The sequence below is a fragment of the Paraburkholderia sp. GAS82 genome, from assembly GCF_050436285.1.
Classification (GTDB): domain Bacteria; phylum Pseudomonadota; class Gammaproteobacteria; order Burkholderiales; family Burkholderiaceae; genus Paraburkholderia; species Paraburkholderia phenazinium_B.
In genome coordinates, this window is record NZ_JBNDLX010000002.1 from 341,722 (window position 1) to 358,115 (window position 16,394).

A 16,394-nucleotide genomic window follows, 5' to 3' on the forward strand; every position below is an offset into this window, starting at 1 on the left:
TGTCCCGTGCGATAGCTAGCGGCTTTCATACGCGTAGTAGCCCGTGCTGTAACTGCCATACCCCAGACGGCTCTGCGGAACATCGGTCAGCACGACGCCGCGAACCACGATATCTGCATTGCGGATGCGCCTTGCCGCCTCGCTAATCTCGTTGACTGTCTGCTGGCCGTGGCGTACGGCCAGCAGCGTTGTACCGACATGGCGGGCAATCAACATAGCATCGGTGACAGCAAGCACGGGTGGCGTGTCGACCACCACGACGTCGTATTGCTCTGAGAGTCGATCCAGCAGCATCTTCAGCCGCGCGCCCATCAACAGTTCAGCCGGATTGGCAGGTGCCGCGCCGCGCGGCAGAAAGTCGAGACCGGGGAGCACTTTGTGCTGGATCAGTGGATCCGCCGCGTCGCTTGCGAGGGCGTCGGCAAACCCAGGAACCAAACCCGTGCCGAAGTAGGTGTGGATATTTCCGCGCCGCAGGTCAGCATCGACCAGCAAGACCCGCTTCCCGCCAGCAGCCATGACCGCCGCCAGATTCGCGGCCAAAAATGACTTACCGACGTTTGGACGCGACCCGGTGACGAGGATGATGTTATTGACTGCGTCGAACGCGCCGAAATACAACGCCGTTTGCAAACTACGAATTGCTTCGATCGCTACGTCATCCTGAGCGGTCCGGGCGAGCAGCAGTTGTCCGGCACGTCCTTTGCGAATCTGACGCTCGATCGCGTTTTGCCGTTCGCTGTGCGGAATCACCGAGTACACCGGTGTGCCGAGAATCTGCTCGATCTGCTCCGCATTTTCAATGTGAACCTGCAGTGCGCGCCGAACAAAGGGAACCGCTACGCCGACAACAATGCCGAGTACCAACGAAATGCCCAGCACAATCAGCTTGCGCGGCTTAACGGGATCGTCGGGCCGCATCGCCCAGTCTACGACGCGTACATTGCCGAGTTGCCCCGCCTCTACCACTGCCAGCTGCTGTGAACTGTCGAGCAGGTTGGTGTACAGCTCCGTATCCACCCGCACGTCGCGCAACAGCCGCAGCGCTTCCTGCTCGGTGTTAGGTAGCGCTCCCACCCGATCAGAAAGACTCTTCTGCTCACCGGCGAGCGCAGCGATGTTGTCGGTAAGCGCAACGACAGCAGGATGATCATCAGCGAAGCGCTGCTGCATTTCGCTGCGCTTCTGCTCAAGATCTATCTGCCTGGACTTCAGGTCGACGAGCTGCCCCAGCAACAATTTGCTTTCTTCGCTCAGATCGACGGTTCCCTTGCGATTGCGAAATGCGTTGTATGCGTTCTCGGAGCTCTCGAGCCTGGCCTTCAGCGTAGGCAACTGTTTGGACAGAAAGTCGAGAGTCGACTGCGCCTCATCACGCTTTCGTTTGACGTTCTGTTCTACATAGTTCATCCCGATGCTGTTGACGATCCGGGTGATCTTGCTTTTGTCCAGACCATCGAGCGTCACACTGATCACACCCGATTGCTTAGTCTTTTCTTCAATGTCGAGTTGGTCCTGCAGACGATCAATCGTCTCGAGCTCGCGGAAATGCTTGAGCGCGAAGTGTGCTCCGGTATTGGCGACCAGACGCTCGACGCGTATCGTCACCGGCTCGTCGTCGACTTTCCCGTTGCAAGCCTGGCCGACGACACAACGAGCAATCACATCGTCATTGTTATCCCGTACTTCAAACGTATGCCCCGCACCTGCAATCAGCGTAAAAGCAGTGTCGTACGGAAAATCGAACCGGCTTACATCGATGTCCTCACCACCCCAGGAAAACCGGTTCATGCCTAGCCATGGCGCAGCCAATTTACCGGGTTTGACATGCCGTGCGATAAACGCGCCTAGCAGAGGAAAGTAGTCCGGCCTGGCGTCGACGTCGAGATGCAGGTCGCGCATAGTCTTTTGCACGACGAGTCGCGACCCGACCAGTTCGATTTCGGCTGCGGTACTCGCGGTCGTGTCGAACAGCGACGCCAGTTCACCCAGCGGCGCCTTCGCGTCGGCCGTCCCATCTTCTACCTGGATCATCGCGTCCGCGCGATAGACGGGCGTGCCGAAGATCGCGTAGCTCATCCCCAGCATAAGGATGACCAGTGCGATGATCGCGATCAGCTTCCAGTTCTGCAGCACCACTGAGACGTATTCGGAAAGCGGCGGCTCGTCGGCACTCAGGAGATCATCGCGGCCGCGATGACTGGATAATCCCCCGGACGGGAGGAGGTTTTGTTCGGGGTGGTATAGGTTATTCATCGCGCGACGACCGCTCCAGTTAAACCAGCATTGATAGCGGGCAACAGCAAGCTAAGCACGCGGCTAAGCCGTACCAGACCGTTTCCATCTATGTAGACCACATCGTTCGGGAGCAACTCGAACTGGTTGGCCAGCACCATTGCGATCGGTGAGGCCGCATCCAGGTGATAGATCTGCGGAGTCGTCGACTTCGAACCACGAATGACAAAAATCTGTCCGGCGTCTGCACTGTTATTGTTCAGGCTACCCGCCTGCGTCAGTGCGTCGCTTAGCGTCAAGGTGCCGTCGCGTAGTGGCGTCGCAAACGTCGGTTTGTTCACTTCCCCCATCACGTATGCGCCGTTCTGGTCACGGGAAGTCACACGCAACACGTCGCCATTCCTCAGCACGATCTGGGAGCCGCTGATTTTCTGGTCGCGCATCGCGGTAAGGTCGACCTGATACGACTTTCCGCCGCGGACCAGCACAAGACGGCTCTCATCGGCCGAAGGTTCAAATCCACCGGCGCGATTGACGGCTTCGTAAAGCGTCATAGGCACGTCGTTGATCGGCTGGATTCCTGGCGTATGGACCTCACCCTCGACGTAAACCTGTTTGCTACGGAACGACGCAATCCGCACAGTGACCTGAGGATTCTTGAAGTAGGTAAGCGCTCTTGTGATAGCGCTTTGAGCTTCATCCGTGGTTTCGCCACTCACTTTCAGCCTGCCGATGTAGGGAAACTGCACCTCTCCGGCACTATTCACCACGAAGCCCGCAGCCGGATCGGCAGGGCGCGCCGGCGTGCTATTGAGGCCACCGGCAGTACCGGCAGCGTCGAGTTCGGGGTGATCCCACACGGTAATCTGCAGAACGTCGCCGGGTCCAATCACGTAAGGCTGCGCCGTGTCGCTCAGCAGCGATGACAGATCCGACTCCAGTGGTGTGGCAGGTGCATCGTGAAGTTGCTGCACAAGCGAGACGTCGATCTCGCGTACCGGCACGGGGAGCTTCACCGCTGCATGGTCCGCGGTCGCAGCCGAAACCGGCAGAGTCGGGTTCGGCGACATCCGCATGCCGGGCGCGACCGCACAGGCCGCCAGCCCCGCCACCAACCCCACAATCGACGCCGCACGAACACTCCATTGCCATCGCGTTGCCCTCGATACATCCATTTTTGTTTTTTGCTTGGGTCTCATTAGATCTATCCTGAAGCTAACTGTTTCGTTCACCTGGCAGGCTGGCCGGGTGTCTGTTTGTTTTTGGCGTTTCCCTCGTTGTATTTCATTAGCAAACCTATTGATCACACCGACGACCTACCATGGAGACGGGTAAACCGATGCCCCGTCGAACGGTAAAACTCCTGGCGATGCGATCAGGCCACGGGCTGGCGACGTTTCCGGCATTGCATAAACGCTGCTTGTAGTGCTCCGACGCCCCAGCGCAGATGGCCGCTTGTCTGATTCACTCGCATTACCGGTTCCGGTTTTCGTCGTGCCGTCGTCCGCATCGGCAATCAACGCTTCGGTCGGCGTGGGCGGCTCCAGACTCTTCGCACCCGACTGTTCCGACGATGCATCGATCGGGCCGCCTAAACGGTCGAGGTAGTCGTCGTCGGCATCGTTCGGTCCACCTAGAAGCGCTTGCTCCGCTAACGGCACTTGCGGATCAGTCGCGCTTCGGCTATTCCCCATGCTGCTTCGCTGGACTGCCGTAGAAGAGGCGTTGCTGGCGGGATGCGTAGTCGCAGGCGCGAGCAACTGGGCTCGTGCCGTTGACGGCATCGCGGCAGCGAACACACATATCGCCAATGCGCTCAACCCATCGTGTATCAAACCGGTTTTCTCGAGTCGGTTTAGCCACATTTCGGTATCCTCTGAATCCAGTTCGTAACGCCACTCTCGATCTGTGCGAAACACGTCTCATATGTCTCGATGGAACCGAGATACGGGTCTAGAACATCCTGATCGTCGTGCTCGCCCAGCCTGTACACCTTGCCTCGTGCGAACGGGTATGCGCGCTCTACCGTCGTGCGCTGCATCGTGGTCATGGTCAGGATGAGTTGCGCTGCTCGTACCTGCGGCAAGCCAATCAGATTCGCCACATGGCCCCGCAGGTCGTAACCGCGGGCCGCCATCAATTTCGACGTGAACCCATCGATCGTGCGGCCCGGTATCGCCCGGGTGCCGGCCGAGACAACCGTCGCACCCCGCAGTCTCCTCGCGAGAATGGCTTGCGCCATGGGGCTACGGCACATGTTGGCCTCGCATACCACCAGGATCGAATCGAACATGACTAGCACTTCCTGTCCATAGGGCGAGCGTCACAATCAATACGCGTTCGTGTGACGGAACCCGCGCCAGATAGTCGCCGCAACAATCCGCATATCCAGCGCGAACGACCAGTTACGCAGGTAATACAAGTCATGCTCGACACGGCCTTGCATCTTCTCGATCCGGTCCGTTTCGCCGCGAAAGCCGTTGACTTGCGCCCACCCTGTAATGCCGGGCTTGACCCGATAGCGATGCATGTAGCCACTCACGACTTTCCGATAGAGCTCGTCGTGTTCGATCGCGTGCGGCCGCGGCCCGACTACCGACATATCGCCGCTTAGCACGTTGAAGAACTGTGGCAACTCGTCGAGACTGGTACGCCGCAAAAAGGCGCCGACCCTGGTGATGCGCGAATCACCGCGGCTGGCCTGACTGACGACACCCTGTTCTTCGCTGTGCACGTGCATCGTCCGGAACTTGTAGATCTGGAAGACCTTTCCGTCGGCGCCCTTGCGCCGTTGCCGGAAGATCACCGGCCCTGGTGACGAAAACTTGACCGCCGCGGCGATACCAATCAGCAGAGGCGCGAGGGCGAACAGTGCGGTGGCCGCGAAGACGCGATCGAAGATCTCCTTCTTGCCAAGCGCGTGCGACGACAACGGCGACGCAACGAGGTTGATCGCGGGCACGCCGATGAGATCGATCATCCCGCTATCGAACAAGGCGAGACCGCTGACGTCAGGCATGAAGCGGATGTTCACGAGATCGTCGCGGAACTCCTGCACGACCTGCAAAATCGTGCGTTCCTCCGACAGCGGGAGCGTCAGCCACAGTTCCTGCACGCCCTCAGAGCGAACATGGCGCGCGAATTTCGCCAGATCGTCGAACACGGGCATGCCAAGGCTGGCAAGACCGGTTTCGGGGAAAATGTCGTAGGCGGCGGAAGCGCGGAAGCCACTTGCTGGGGCAGCTTCGATATTGCGCACCATGCGTTGGCAATGCGCCCCCTGCCCGACGACCGCGACCCTGCGCAGGTTCAGACCGGCCTGGCGAACGCGCCCCAGCGCGGCGTGCACCGTCAGCCGCGAGACGATCAACGCGCCACCGGTCAAACCCGTCCAGTAAGCGAACCACAAACGTGAGATCAGATCGGTTCGGTGCAATGAAAACATCAGTACCAACGCGCACGCCTGGACGACCACCCACGCGAGTGAGATCTGGCCGGCGAGGCGCAGCATGGAGCGCCCACGCCACGACTGGTAGATACCAAAGACGGGAAACAGGGAGATCGCCAGCGCGGTAGCAAACGCGACGAAAGCGGCATCCGTGTGATGCTGCAACAGATCGTCATAGCGAATCTGCGCTGCTGTTATCGCTCCGCCAACGATCAGCGCGATATCCAGCGCACGTGCAACGAGGCCCTGAAGCCCGTGCATCTTTCGCGTTTCTTGTGCGAGGGTTGCTACGTTCATCATTTTTGCTCGGCCCTCAGGATCACCTTGACGTTTGCGGATAGCATCAGGCACGCGTTACAGAACGCGGGATAGATCCGGCGTGCGGCATTCTGTTCATGTTGCATCTGTTCATGCATGGTTAGTTATCCTCTATTAGTGGGTTTGCGATCCCCCCGGATCGATCGATAACCCCACATCAGCCCATCTTTCGCAAGGCAATACTTTCCCTGCACGCGTTAAACGCGCGCCTTAGGACATTCCGCTTCGTAGCACACAGTCACAGCTTGCCGACTGCGTCCGGCATCAAACCTTCACGTCTCTATGCCCAAGGGGAAGCCAGCCTCACCGGGCTACCTCGCCGGTTGCACTGGAACGGCACGATCCGAACGAACGCCGGAACCACACCGCATGCTTGAAAACCGACCGGTTTACCCCCGGACCTGGTCGGTCGTTTGAAACTGATACTCAATGACACCCTTACTATTTTTGTCTATCACTTTGTGCGCTGCGCCATCCTTAAAGCAGCAACTATGCCAACGAGTATTTCGCGGTACGTTGTCGCTAGGGCTTACCACCGACGTACGTCAGACGGGGCTTGGCGCCCATGTTTCGAAAAGCTCGTCAACCCAATCAACCATTGCGCGCCGTGCAGCAACGTCACCGTTACGTAACGCGGCACGTAACGACCCGTGTGGCGAATCCATTCTCTAAAGTGAAGAGACCGGCGGCATCAACTCAGACAGCGCCCGCACCGGCCTCGGCCAATGGGCACCCCGAGCCATAATACGAGGCCATTGACGCAGCCAGCGCGCCTGCTCTTCAGTCTCGACACCGTCCACTACCACGCGTATATCCAGCGACTCCAGCAGCGCTAGCAGGCCTTCAACGACCTTGCACGAACGCGTGTCGTTCGGCACCGTTGCCACCAGCTCTCGCGCCAGCTTCACGGTGTCGATATCGAGCGCACCCAGGCTCGCCAGTGATGCCCGTCCCGCGCCAAAGTCGCCATACGAGATCCCCACTCCCAGATCCCTGAGGTCCGCCGTGAGCGCCCGAATCGAAAGGACACGGGCCGCGTCCTCACTTTCCGGCAATTCGAGCTCAAGCAGATTCGGTGCGACGTCATAGAACAGCGCGATGTCGCGGATGTCCTCCGCAAAGCGCTCATGCACTGCCGCCGACGCCTGGACGCCAATCGAAACCGGGCAAGGCATCAGTCCCTGGCTAAGGCAGACACTAAGCTCACGACACGCGCGCGCAATCATGAAGCAACTCATCTCATATGCGATGTCGGACTGCTCGAGCTGCGGCATGAATACGCCAGGGAGCAGCAGCCCATAATCCGGATGCATCCATCGCACTTGCGCCTCGACATGCGACAGCTGTCCGGTGCCGACCTGGTAGGTGCCGCGAAACATCAAGTAAAACTCGTCGGCGCGCAGTCCCTGCGAGATGCGCTTCGCCAGACCATCGTGTACGTGTACGTCGTTCATCTGATTTTTCTGTTGCCCCGTGACGCCGGTCGCATAGACGGAAGGGCGCCGATGCGCAGACGGATCGTTGATTTGAACAAGGTGCATGACGCGTTATCGCTAAGAATGCTAACCAGACGACCGATTGCACATTGCGTGCCAACGCCAGGTCGAAGCGAATGGAGAACCGATCAAGGCTCGGCAAAGCCTTTGCAAAACATGGCTTTACCTTGCGAGCTCGACGTGGCGTCGAGTGCACATAAAGCTCAGGGAGAGGCTGTCATGGCCGTGTTGTTACGTCGGCCACGTTACGGTGTTACGGCCAGGCGGCGCGAACACGTACACGCGGCGCTAGCCGTCGGAAGGCCGCTGGATCGAGCAGAAATATCTCGGGAGAATCAGCCGCAGCCGCGCTGCCGCTTGCACAGAAGCTCAACGGCGCGCTGCAGTTCACCTGAGCGGCGCCACGCGATGTACTTCGCGTAGCAGGTCTGTTGCGGCGGAAAGTTCGCCGGCAACCGATGCCACTTTTCTCCGGTTTGTTGAATCCAGAGAATGGCATTCAAAATATCGCGCGCAGCGCGGCGCGGTCTCCCACGTGGCGACGGGGATTCACGAAATAGATGCTCGACGTGCATCCAGTCGTCATCGGACAAAGGAATTTCAATCACGGGATTCTACGAATGGATAGGGGATAACGCAGACTGACCTTTCCTATAGATATCGCAGCCAGATTTCTAAAGCCAGTAAAAATCGAATATCGACCCGCGTGCTGGGGTCAAGAAGCTTTCTTTGCTTACGAGATCTCGCCACGCTCGAAGGCGAGCCAGATAGTGAAACGTTTTCGTGCTGGCTTCCTCGCGCAGGTGCATTGGGACAGACTTCGATCTCGCCTGATTTTAATCCTTCGCACTACATATTTTTTTCAATGGCATGAACTCACGCGCGCCGTGTATCTTTGACTTTAGCAAGCGAACCGTCGTGTCGTCCTCTCTACGCGAAAGCGGTGTTCGACTTCGAGTCGCGGCTCGTCGGAAAGCCCACTGCCAGACGAACCGTCGTAATGGTGCGCAGGTAATCCGGCGAACCGGCTCGATTCGTTAACTCACAGCCTTCAAATGGGGGATGGGTATTTTTTACCGCAAAATGTCACAAAGAAGTAAATTATACGAATCTTTTAGAGAATGGACCAGGAGGAGTTGCATTGCAGCGACGCAGCGCGCAATGCCAAGACGCGCCGGCCCACGGTAACCGTCCGCGGGCCAGGCTGAGGAAACTCATTTACATAACGAAAACGCTTCACGGACGGCAATGTCGCCATTGCCGTAGATTCCCACCACCGTGCAGTCCGCCGCCACGCATTCATACGTGCTGTCCTGGAACGTCAGGACGTAGTGCCGATAGCCTTCTTGCGCGGCCGCCGGCCCCCACGAATCGGCCACCAGCGACGAGTTCACGATTTCATGCGCGCAATAGCCGCGTAGGCCCTGCGCGGACAACGGATGAGCGTACAGCCCTTCGTCGTTGGGTGGCCCGAACTGATGAAACGCCGCCGCCGAAAACTCCACCGCGCAGAACGGATCGTCATCTTCATCGAACGGACCGAAGCGCTCGAAATCCGTCGCGGCAATCCGATAGGCAATCACCACACGTCGTTCATTTGCGACGACAAACGGTTCCGGGGTATCGGCGGCGGGGCTAGGCACGTCGTCCAGCAGGACGACCTGGTCCTGCTGGTAAGAATCGAGGGGGCTGGTCATCGGCTTCGCTTTACTCCTGTACGCAGTCGCTTGTGAATGGGTCGCACTATGCCACGGGCGCCCCGGCGACGGCTACCGTCACATCCGCCTCGCGTCTGCTGCACGCCGGCCGCATGGGCATTTCACGCCAGTTTCAACCAATCCGCAACCCGCCATGGCGGCTGCACAGCCTTGCCTCCCCTTCTCTCGAAATTGATTGACTTCCCAAAATTACCCCGTACAATGAGTTTTTGTTGCACTGCAACAAACCACTTTCAGCCCTTGCGGCGCGCGGATTTTGTTCACTTAGAGCCGTCTCGCACTCGCCGCCTTACCCTTTGGAGCAGTGATGAGCACGCTTACCCCCCAACAATTGATCGCCGCACAGCAAGCCAGCCTGCAATCGTTTTTCGGCTTCACGAACCTGGCGTTCGCAAGCTTCGAGAAGCTGGTCGCACTGAATCTGCAAGTCGGCAAAGCATCGCTCGCCGAAACGCAGGAAATCGCAGCCAAGGCTCTCTCGGTGAAAGATCCGAGCGAACTGGTCGCGCTGTCGGCCAGCCTGTCGCAACCGGCATCGGAAAAGGCAGCTGCATACGGCCGCCATGTGCATGAAATCCTGTCGGGCGCCCAAGCCGAATTCTCGAGCGCCGCTACCGCACAGTTTCAGAAAGCCCAGAAAGACGCACAAGGCTTTATCGAAAGCCTGGCAAAGAATGCACCGGCCGGCAGCGAAGGCGCGGTAGCAGCATGGAACTCGGCATTTTCGGCTGCCAACGCTACGTACGAATCGGCTAGCAAGGCTGCCAAGCAATTCGTGGCAACCGTTTCGGCCGGCGCATAAAGCAAAGCGTCAGACGCAAACGAAATGTTCCGGTCGCTGCCCACGGGCGGCGAACCGTTGCAAAAAGCGAACTTCGGTTCGCTTTTTTTATTGTGCGAGCGTGCTGGGGCGGTTGGCGTGAGATTGACGATGAAGTCGCGGCAGCCCGCTCATGCCGGCGCAAAGATCACGGCCTGCCGGTCCTCGATATAGCGGTGCGTCCGCGTGAAGCGATAGACCTGGCCATCAGCGGTGATCCGGTTCAATCCCGGTTCGGTCAAAGCAAGCATCTCATCCGCGAGGTGGGCCGCGACCGCGTCGCTGCTCGATAGCGCATCCAGCGAGTTGGCCGGGTCTCCGATGTACACCGAGCGATGACCCTCGCCATAGCGCATCACGACCACGGATTGACCGGCATCGAGCGCCAGTTCGAGGTAGTTGGCAAGCTCCCGCAACGACGCCGGTGTGCTCGTTCGCATCGTGTAGGCTGAACCGGTTGCTGTTGTCATCGCACCGTTCCCCCGTCAAATGTGCGAGTCAGGAAACGGCAGACCCGTTTCTTCTGTCGACCCGGCACACTTCTACTATAAGCAATCGGAGCGCAACGGCAGCGCTCTTTTTTGAAGCCGGCGACAAACTAAACTGTGCGCGACTCAGAAGCGCAGGCCGTTCAGGAATTGAAACCACAGCCCGCCGAGCGTACTCCCGCTCGTGGCCGTGGCACTGTCACTCCGTGCCGAGGCGCGGTCCGCAGCCTGGGCCGACTTGTCGTTATCAGTCACCGGTCCGGTGGACGCACTTTTTTGCTGACGTGACGCATGCAGCGCCAGCACGCTGTCGGCAATCTGGCCAGCGCGGCTGGCCTCGCACTGCTGCCCGAGCAGAACGCCGAACACCACATCGCGGTTGTAGCCTTCGTCCGCAAAGCGCATCGCGAGCGCCAACAACTTCGCGTACGCCGCCTGTTCGGCTGCGCGAGCCGCTTCTTCCCGCTCGACGCGTTCCCGCTCCATGCGCTGAACGCGGGCTTCCCATGAACGCATCTTCTGGGCGAAGACGTCGTCGTAGATTTTGCGTTGCGCTGGATCGGACAGAATGTTGTACGCGTCCTTGATATCCAGAAACGCCGCGCGTGCCGTCTCTTCGGAACCGGCGTTGCGATCCGGATGCCAGCGCATGGCCGCCTTCCGGTAGGCGCGCTTGATCTCGTCTTCAGTCGCGCTCGGCTGAACGCCGAGCTTCTCGTATAGTGTTGCCATTGCTCGCCCAACCCTCCGTCACATCGCGACCCATCGTAGCATGCGCAAAATGCCTTCCGCGTGACATTGCACGGGCCCGTTTTTGGCGAGTTACTTTCGACCTCGCCGGCAAGTCCGGCTATTTCATCATCAATGATCTGAGCGGAGAAACAGCATGACGCAAGGCCCCACCTTCTGGATGATCCCGGACGCGCCGACACCCGTGGCCCCGTTTTCACACGCAGCCGAATCTGATGGATGGGTATTCGTGACGGGACAGATGCCCACTTCACCCACCGACGACGCAGCCCCGCTACCCGAGGGGGTCGTCGCGCAGACACAGCGCGTGATGGACAATCTGAAGATTGTGCTGAAAGGCCTTGGACTGGGACTCGAACACGTGCTGAACGCACGCATTTTCCTGACGGAATTCAAGCGTGACTACGCGGCGATGAACGACGCGTACCGGGCGTACTTTCCGCCCGGCGCCCTGCCCGCACGAACCTGTATCGGCGTCACAGGCCTGGCGCGTGATGCACTCGTGGAAATCGACTTCATCGCGCGACGGCCTGGTTAAAGACGGCCGTGGCGCGATAGATCGAACGAAGGCACGAAGGCGTGCCTTAAAACCGGTACGTCACGCCAACCTTCACGATTGGATAGAAACGATAACGGTCCACGGTGTTCTGCAGCGATTGCTTCTCGGCGTCGACGTTCGCCTGACCCGCTTCGGCCACGATATCGGCGGGCACATCGAAGTCCAGATGCGGCTTGCCATAGGCAACGCCCGCGTCGAAGAACATCGAAAAGCCCTTGGTGGCGAGCGGCGAATGGCCGAAGCCGATGCCAAGGTACGGACGCACGGCCGGGTAGGTGGCCTTCGCGTGAATGCTTTGACCCAGCGTCGAATAGGCGACGCCATTGATGGTGTAGGTACCGGACGGGCTGGTTGCGGTCGCATTCACATGATCGTCGCCAATCAGCAAGCCGGCGGTAAGGCGAAACGGCACGACGCTGGGCATCGGGAAGAAGTCGCCATAAAGGCCGGCATGGATGAGCGTCGCCGTTCCGTCGTAGTGCAGGTCGCCTGAGTTGAAGCTATGCGAGAAACTGACACCGTTGACTTCAGCCCGCACGTTGGCGAGTGAGCCGAGCGGATGACCGTAGCCAATACCGGCGCCTTCGGTGCCGATCTGCCCGTACACTTCATCCGCCATCGCGAGCGGTCCATAGAGGGCGGTAAGGCCTGCAAACAGAGCGACAACCAAGCGTTTCATCGTACAAGTTCCTGTGGCGTTTTATTGGACGTGGCGAGAGGACCGAGGCGGGTAGATCTACCCAGGGGACAAGGCCACATGCGTGACGCATACGGCCCGCAAACTCGTTTACGACGCGCGCACAGGAATCTTGAGGTTCAGGTTCGAAGAAGCTTGATGGGTGACACGGGAAGGCGCCGCCTGGCGCTCCCTTCAGCGCAGCGACGCCTCGTCGAGGCCGAAGTGGCTGCGCAGACCTTCATGCAACGCCAGGGCGAGACTGGCCATCTGCTCGCTCCACGGGTCTTGCTTGCGACACAGATCCTGGAGCTCACGACATTGCGTCGCGAACTGCGGTTCGCCCACGATCAGGAAACCGCCCGCGGCACTATGCGCCCAGTCGCGCAGCGCCAGGCGGTTGTGGCTCTCGACGATGGCCAACAGCTTGGGCAAATCGGTCTCGAGATGTTCCTTAAGCATGGTGACATAACGCGCTTTGGTCTGCGCGTCGAACTCGGGCGTGGGCTTGAGCGGCACCTGCGGCGCGGCGTCCGAGGCAATCGCCGGTTCGTGGGCTACCGCCGGCTCTACCGCCTCATCTGCGTCCGTACACAACACATCGAGCGCCGCTTCCAGCTCTCCAAGCGACGTGGGCTTGGGAATGTAACCGGTGAAGCCGCGCTCATCCCATTCGTCAGTTTGCTGCGTGTCGGTAACCGCGCTGAACGCGAACACCGGCAACCCGGGATGATCCCGTCGCAGCGCCGCCAGCAGTTCATAACCGTCCATGACCGGCATGTGAATATCAGTCAATACGACGTCAACTTCCGTATGCTCGAGTATCGCGAGCGCCTGGCGGCCATCGCCGGCAAGAATCGGCTCGCATCCCAGCGTCTGCAACTGTTCGACAATCAAGGACTGGTTCAGCGGATTATCCTCGGCGACCAGCACCACCAGACCCAGCAATGTGGGCTGGGGAGCTGCTGAAGGCGCAACGGTCTTCATTGTTTCCCGAGTGGATGCCGGAGCAACGGGTAGAGCGCCGACGCGCCCTGCGCCGTCTTGCGCGCCTGTTGCGGCAAGATCCGCCGCCGCGACAATCGCTGTATGACTGAACTCGCTCACTTCGAGTACTCCCTCGCTGCGCCACGTTGGACGATCAGGTCCACCGCGTGTGATCCACACGGCGTTCACTGGCCGCACCGCGCGCAACGTTGCGATTACGTCGAGTTCATACTCGCCGGTCACCACCAGCACCTCGGGCCGGTTAGTCTGTAACCACTCCTGCGCGGAGCGCGCCGAAGTAACACTGCAGCAGAACCATCCGTAAAGCCCGAGCCACTCGCCGATGAGCTGACCCGACACCGTCTCCTGACACAACACCAGCAAGCTGCCGCGACTCGCAGGCAGGGGCTGCGCGACACGCTCTTCGTCGGATGGAACCGCCATGGGAATCGAGATGCTGAAAGCGCTCCCCACCCCCTTCACGCTTTCGACGGAGATATGCCCGCCCATCAATTCACACAGGCTCGCGCAGATCGACAAGCCGAGTCCCGTCCCACCATAGCGGCTGGACGTCGTCGCTTCGCCCTGCACAAACGGGTGAAAAATACGCGACACCATCGGCGGGTCCATGCCGATCCCCGAGTCGCAAACCCGGCAACTGAGAATGCGGCGACCCTGCGTATCGATCAGCACCTCGGCGCCGAGCATGATCTTGCCGGCAGAGGTGAATTTGAAGGCGTTGCTCAACAGGTTGTTAACGATCTGCGCAATGCGGGTCCGGTCACCGCGCAAAGTCTGGATGAGTGTCGGAGAAAGGTGGGAGTAGAAACGAATCGGCCGCCCCGGCGCCATCGGCGCATAAGACAGCGCGAGATTTTCGAAGTCGTCGATGGGCCGGAAAGACTCCGTGACCAGCTTCATTTCGCCCGCGTCGATCTTTGAAAAGTCGAGGATATCGTTAACGATGCGGCGCAGCGCATCGGCCGCGACGCCGAGCGTACGCACGCGCTGCTCGTGCGCCTCCAGACCCGGCGTGCGCACGAACAACTCCAGGTTGCCAAGCAATGCGTTCAGCGGTGTGCGAATCTCATGGCTCATCGACGCAAAGAAATTCGACCGCTCGCGCATCGCCGCTTCGGTGGCGCGCTGCGCCGTGCGCAGTTGCGCCTCGAGCGCATGCTGCGAAGTGATATCGAGGATGGCGCAGAACAGCACGTCTTGACCCGCATAGCGGGCCGGCGCGCAGGTGAACTGCAGAACCTGTGCGCCCGCGCCGTCAATTTCGTCGGGTTGAAGCGGCGCGGCAAACACGACCGTCCGCGCCTCGTCGACAGCGGGCAACGCGGCCCGGAAGGCCGCGACGATATGCGTGGGCAGCGTATCCGCAGATGGCTCACGCTGGAGCCATTGTGCAGCGAGCGCATTGCCGCTGAGAATCGAATAGTCGCGTTGCCGGACGATGCACAGGCCAATCGGCGTGGCGCTCACGAGAACATGGTTGATGGCCTCGTTCTCCAGCGCGCGCGTGGCTTCATCGTAAGCAGTGCGCAGCAGGCGCAGTCCCCAAAAATGCGCGGTCAAGGCGATGCCGACCAGCAAAAGCAGCGCGCCACACGCGATCGCCGCGAATTGCCAGCCGAGGATCGCCGCCAACCCGCTCCAGGGAAGATAGGCGATCACCAGACCGAAGCCGGACAGCAGCGGCTCGCGCAGAATCGCGCCGTGGAGCGTGTATCGATACGTATCGTTCGCCATCTGCGCGGCGTTCGTCTGCAACATATGCCCGGTTTCCACAGAGACCGGACGTGAGGAAACGACGATGCGCTGATCATCAGTCAGCAGCATCAGGGTGCCCCTCGGGAAGCGTCGGGAGAGGTGCTCCACGAGCGCATCGACGGGAATGCTCATGGTCACGAGCATCGTGGGTGTATCGCCCTCGTAGTAGGCGCTGAGCGCGGTCATGACCGGCACGCCCAACTCTGTGTCCACATATGGACCCACCCACACGCGCTGGTCTCTGGCAGGCACGCGCCGGCCGGTCTGCTCCTGCAGCTGTTGCAGGAGCCTGGCGCGGATTAGCGGAACGTCGGACGGCTGCAGCGGCCGCGCGCGGCCGCCTTCCCGACCCTCTACCGACGGCGTGATCACCGCATAGTCGTCAGTCAGCCCGATCAGCATCGCGCGATGATTCAGCTCGAAGGCCCGCTGCGTGGAAAGTGTGGACTGACCCGCTTCATATAGACGCCAGAGCTTGTCGCTGAGCGACGCGCTCCATGCGTCACGCACGGCCTGCGACACGAGCAGATCGAAGTGCGATCCATCCGTGCCTGCATCGCCACGCGCCATGCCGGTTTGCCGGATTGAAGCCTCGACGCCAGCGGGGAGGCTGCGCACATCGCCGGTCTGTTGGTAGTACTGGATAGTCAGTTCGGTGCGCCGCAGAAATGAAACCTCGCCATGCAACAGCAGCGAGATTTCGGCGACGTATTGGGTGATGAGGCCGCGGCGATAGTCGAGCTGCTTGCCGGCGGCCAGCACGGCAGCCAGCGCCGCGGAGACCGCCACGATGACCATCAGCGTAAGTACCGCCGCGAGGTAGTGGTAGCGCTGACGCTGTGCGTTCTTTGCCAGCGAAGCAAAAGCTTCGGCGAGCGACGCATGGGTACGGTCGAGGGTCTTCAGCATCGGGTCACGTCGTTCGCGTCATTCGCACAGACGGGCTACCGGCGATAATGTTTGCAAGCAGCCGTGTCTGCGGCCATACCGCACTATCCGGCGCAGTGTAGCGCGTTCGACGCATCCGGCAAACGTCGTGTAGTCGGCATAGCGAAACAAACCGCCGGGCACCGTGGCGCCGGATGCCGTTTAGTCTGATAGATCGGCGTTACTCCCACCTCGA

Annotated in this window: 14 protein-coding genes; 2 read left to right on the plus strand and 12 right to left on the minus strand. The window is 60.0% G+C overall.

Going from position 1 to position 16,394, the window contains the following annotated elements; translation table 11 throughout:
* Positions 1-15 precede the first annotated feature (15 nt).
* From P3T17_RS07865 to P3T17_RS07900, 8 genes are all read right to left on the minus strand, one after another.
* The gene (locus tag P3T17_RS07865; protein WP_429405877.1) at positions 16-2,256 is read right to left on the minus strand and encodes a polysaccharide biosynthesis tyrosine autokinase; all 2,241 of its coding nucleotides are present in this window, start codon (positions 2,254-2,256) and stop codon (positions 16-18) included.
* Positions 2,253-3,434 carry a polysaccharide biosynthesis/export family protein gene (locus tag P3T17_RS07870; protein WP_429405880.1) on the minus strand — a complete coding sequence of 394 codons (1,182 nt, stop codon included), beginning with the start codon at positions 3,432-3,434 and terminating at the stop codon, positions 2,253-2,255. Before P3T17_RS07870 ends, P3T17_RS07865 begins: the two co-directional genes overlap by 4 nt.
* A 117-nt stretch (positions 3,435-3,551) precedes the next feature.
* Complete coding sequence (locus P3T17_RS07875) at positions 3,552-4,100, minus strand: hypothetical protein (protein ID WP_429405882.1); 549 nt, start codon at positions 4,098-4,100, stop codon at positions 3,552-3,554.
* Complete coding sequence (locus P3T17_RS07880; protein WP_429405884.1) at positions 4,091-4,528, minus strand: low molecular weight phosphotyrosine protein phosphatase; 438 nt, start codon at positions 4,526-4,528, stop codon at positions 4,091-4,093. The genes P3T17_RS07875 and P3T17_RS07880 overlap by 10 nt, the downstream gene beginning before the upstream one ends.
* 36 nt (positions 4,529-4,564) lie before the next feature.
* On the minus strand, positions 4,565-5,944 hold the full coding sequence (locus P3T17_RS07885; protein WP_429406462.1) for an undecaprenyl-phosphate glucose phosphotransferase: 1,380 nt from the start codon (positions 5,942-5,944) through the stop codon (positions 4,565-4,567).
* Positions 5,945-6,669: 725 nt separating this feature from the next.
* Positions 6,670-7,455, minus strand: coding sequence for an EAL domain-containing protein (locus P3T17_RS07890; RefSeq protein ID WP_429405885.1), 786 nt, complete (start codon positions 7,453-7,455; stop codon positions 6,670-6,672).
* 377 nt (positions 7,456-7,832) lie between these two features.
* Entirely contained in the window at positions 7,833-8,090 is a 258-nt protein-coding gene (locus P3T17_RS07895; RefSeq protein ID WP_429289157.1) for a transposase, read from the minus strand.
* Positions 8,091-8,711: 621 nt separating this feature from the next.
* The gene (locus P3T17_RS07900) at positions 8,712-9,194 is read right to left on the minus strand and encodes a hypothetical protein (protein WP_429405887.1); all 483 of its coding nucleotides are present in this window, start codon (positions 9,192-9,194) and stop codon (positions 8,712-8,714) included.
* 328 nt (positions 9,195-9,522) lie between these two features.
* On the opposite strand from P3T17_RS07900, the gene phaP reads away from it, so the two are divergent.
* On the plus strand, positions 9,523-10,017 hold the full coding sequence (gene phaP, locus P3T17_RS07905; RefSeq protein WP_429289159.1) for a TIGR01841 family phasin: 495 nt from the start codon (positions 9,523-9,525) through the stop codon (positions 10,015-10,017).
* A gap of 149 nt (positions 10,018-10,166) precedes the next feature.
* On the opposite strand, the gene P3T17_RS07910 is transcribed toward phaP, so the two are convergent.
* Positions 10,167-10,505: a hypothetical protein gene (locus P3T17_RS07910; protein ID WP_074266694.1), complete on the minus strand. Its 339-nt coding sequence runs from the start codon at positions 10,503-10,505 to the stop codon at positions 10,167-10,169.
* A 144-nt stretch (positions 10,506-10,649) separates the two neighbouring features.
* On the minus strand, positions 10,650-11,255 hold the full coding sequence (locus P3T17_RS07915; RefSeq protein WP_429405889.1) for a J domain-containing protein: 606 nt from the start codon (positions 11,253-11,255) through the stop codon (positions 10,650-10,652).
* A gap of 154 nt (positions 11,256-11,409) precedes the next feature.
* On the opposite strand from P3T17_RS07915, the gene P3T17_RS07920 reads away from it, so the two are divergent.
* Positions 11,410-11,811, plus strand: a complete 402-nt coding sequence (locus P3T17_RS07920; RefSeq protein ID WP_074266696.1) for a RidA family protein — start codon at positions 11,410-11,412, stop codon at positions 11,809-11,811.
* 46 nt (positions 11,812-11,857) lie between these two features.
* On the opposite strand, the gene P3T17_RS07925 is transcribed toward P3T17_RS07920, so the two are convergent.
* A complete protein-coding gene (locus P3T17_RS07925; RefSeq protein WP_429405891.1) occupies positions 11,858-12,511 on the minus strand; it encodes a hypothetical protein in 654 nt (217 codons plus the stop codon).
* Between the two features lie 192 nt (positions 12,512-12,703).
* Positions 12,704-16,180, minus strand: a complete 3,477-nt coding sequence (locus P3T17_RS07930; RefSeq protein ID WP_429405892.1) for an ATP-binding protein — start codon at positions 16,178-16,180, stop codon at positions 12,704-12,706.
* Positions 16,181-16,394 lie beyond the last annotated feature (214 nt).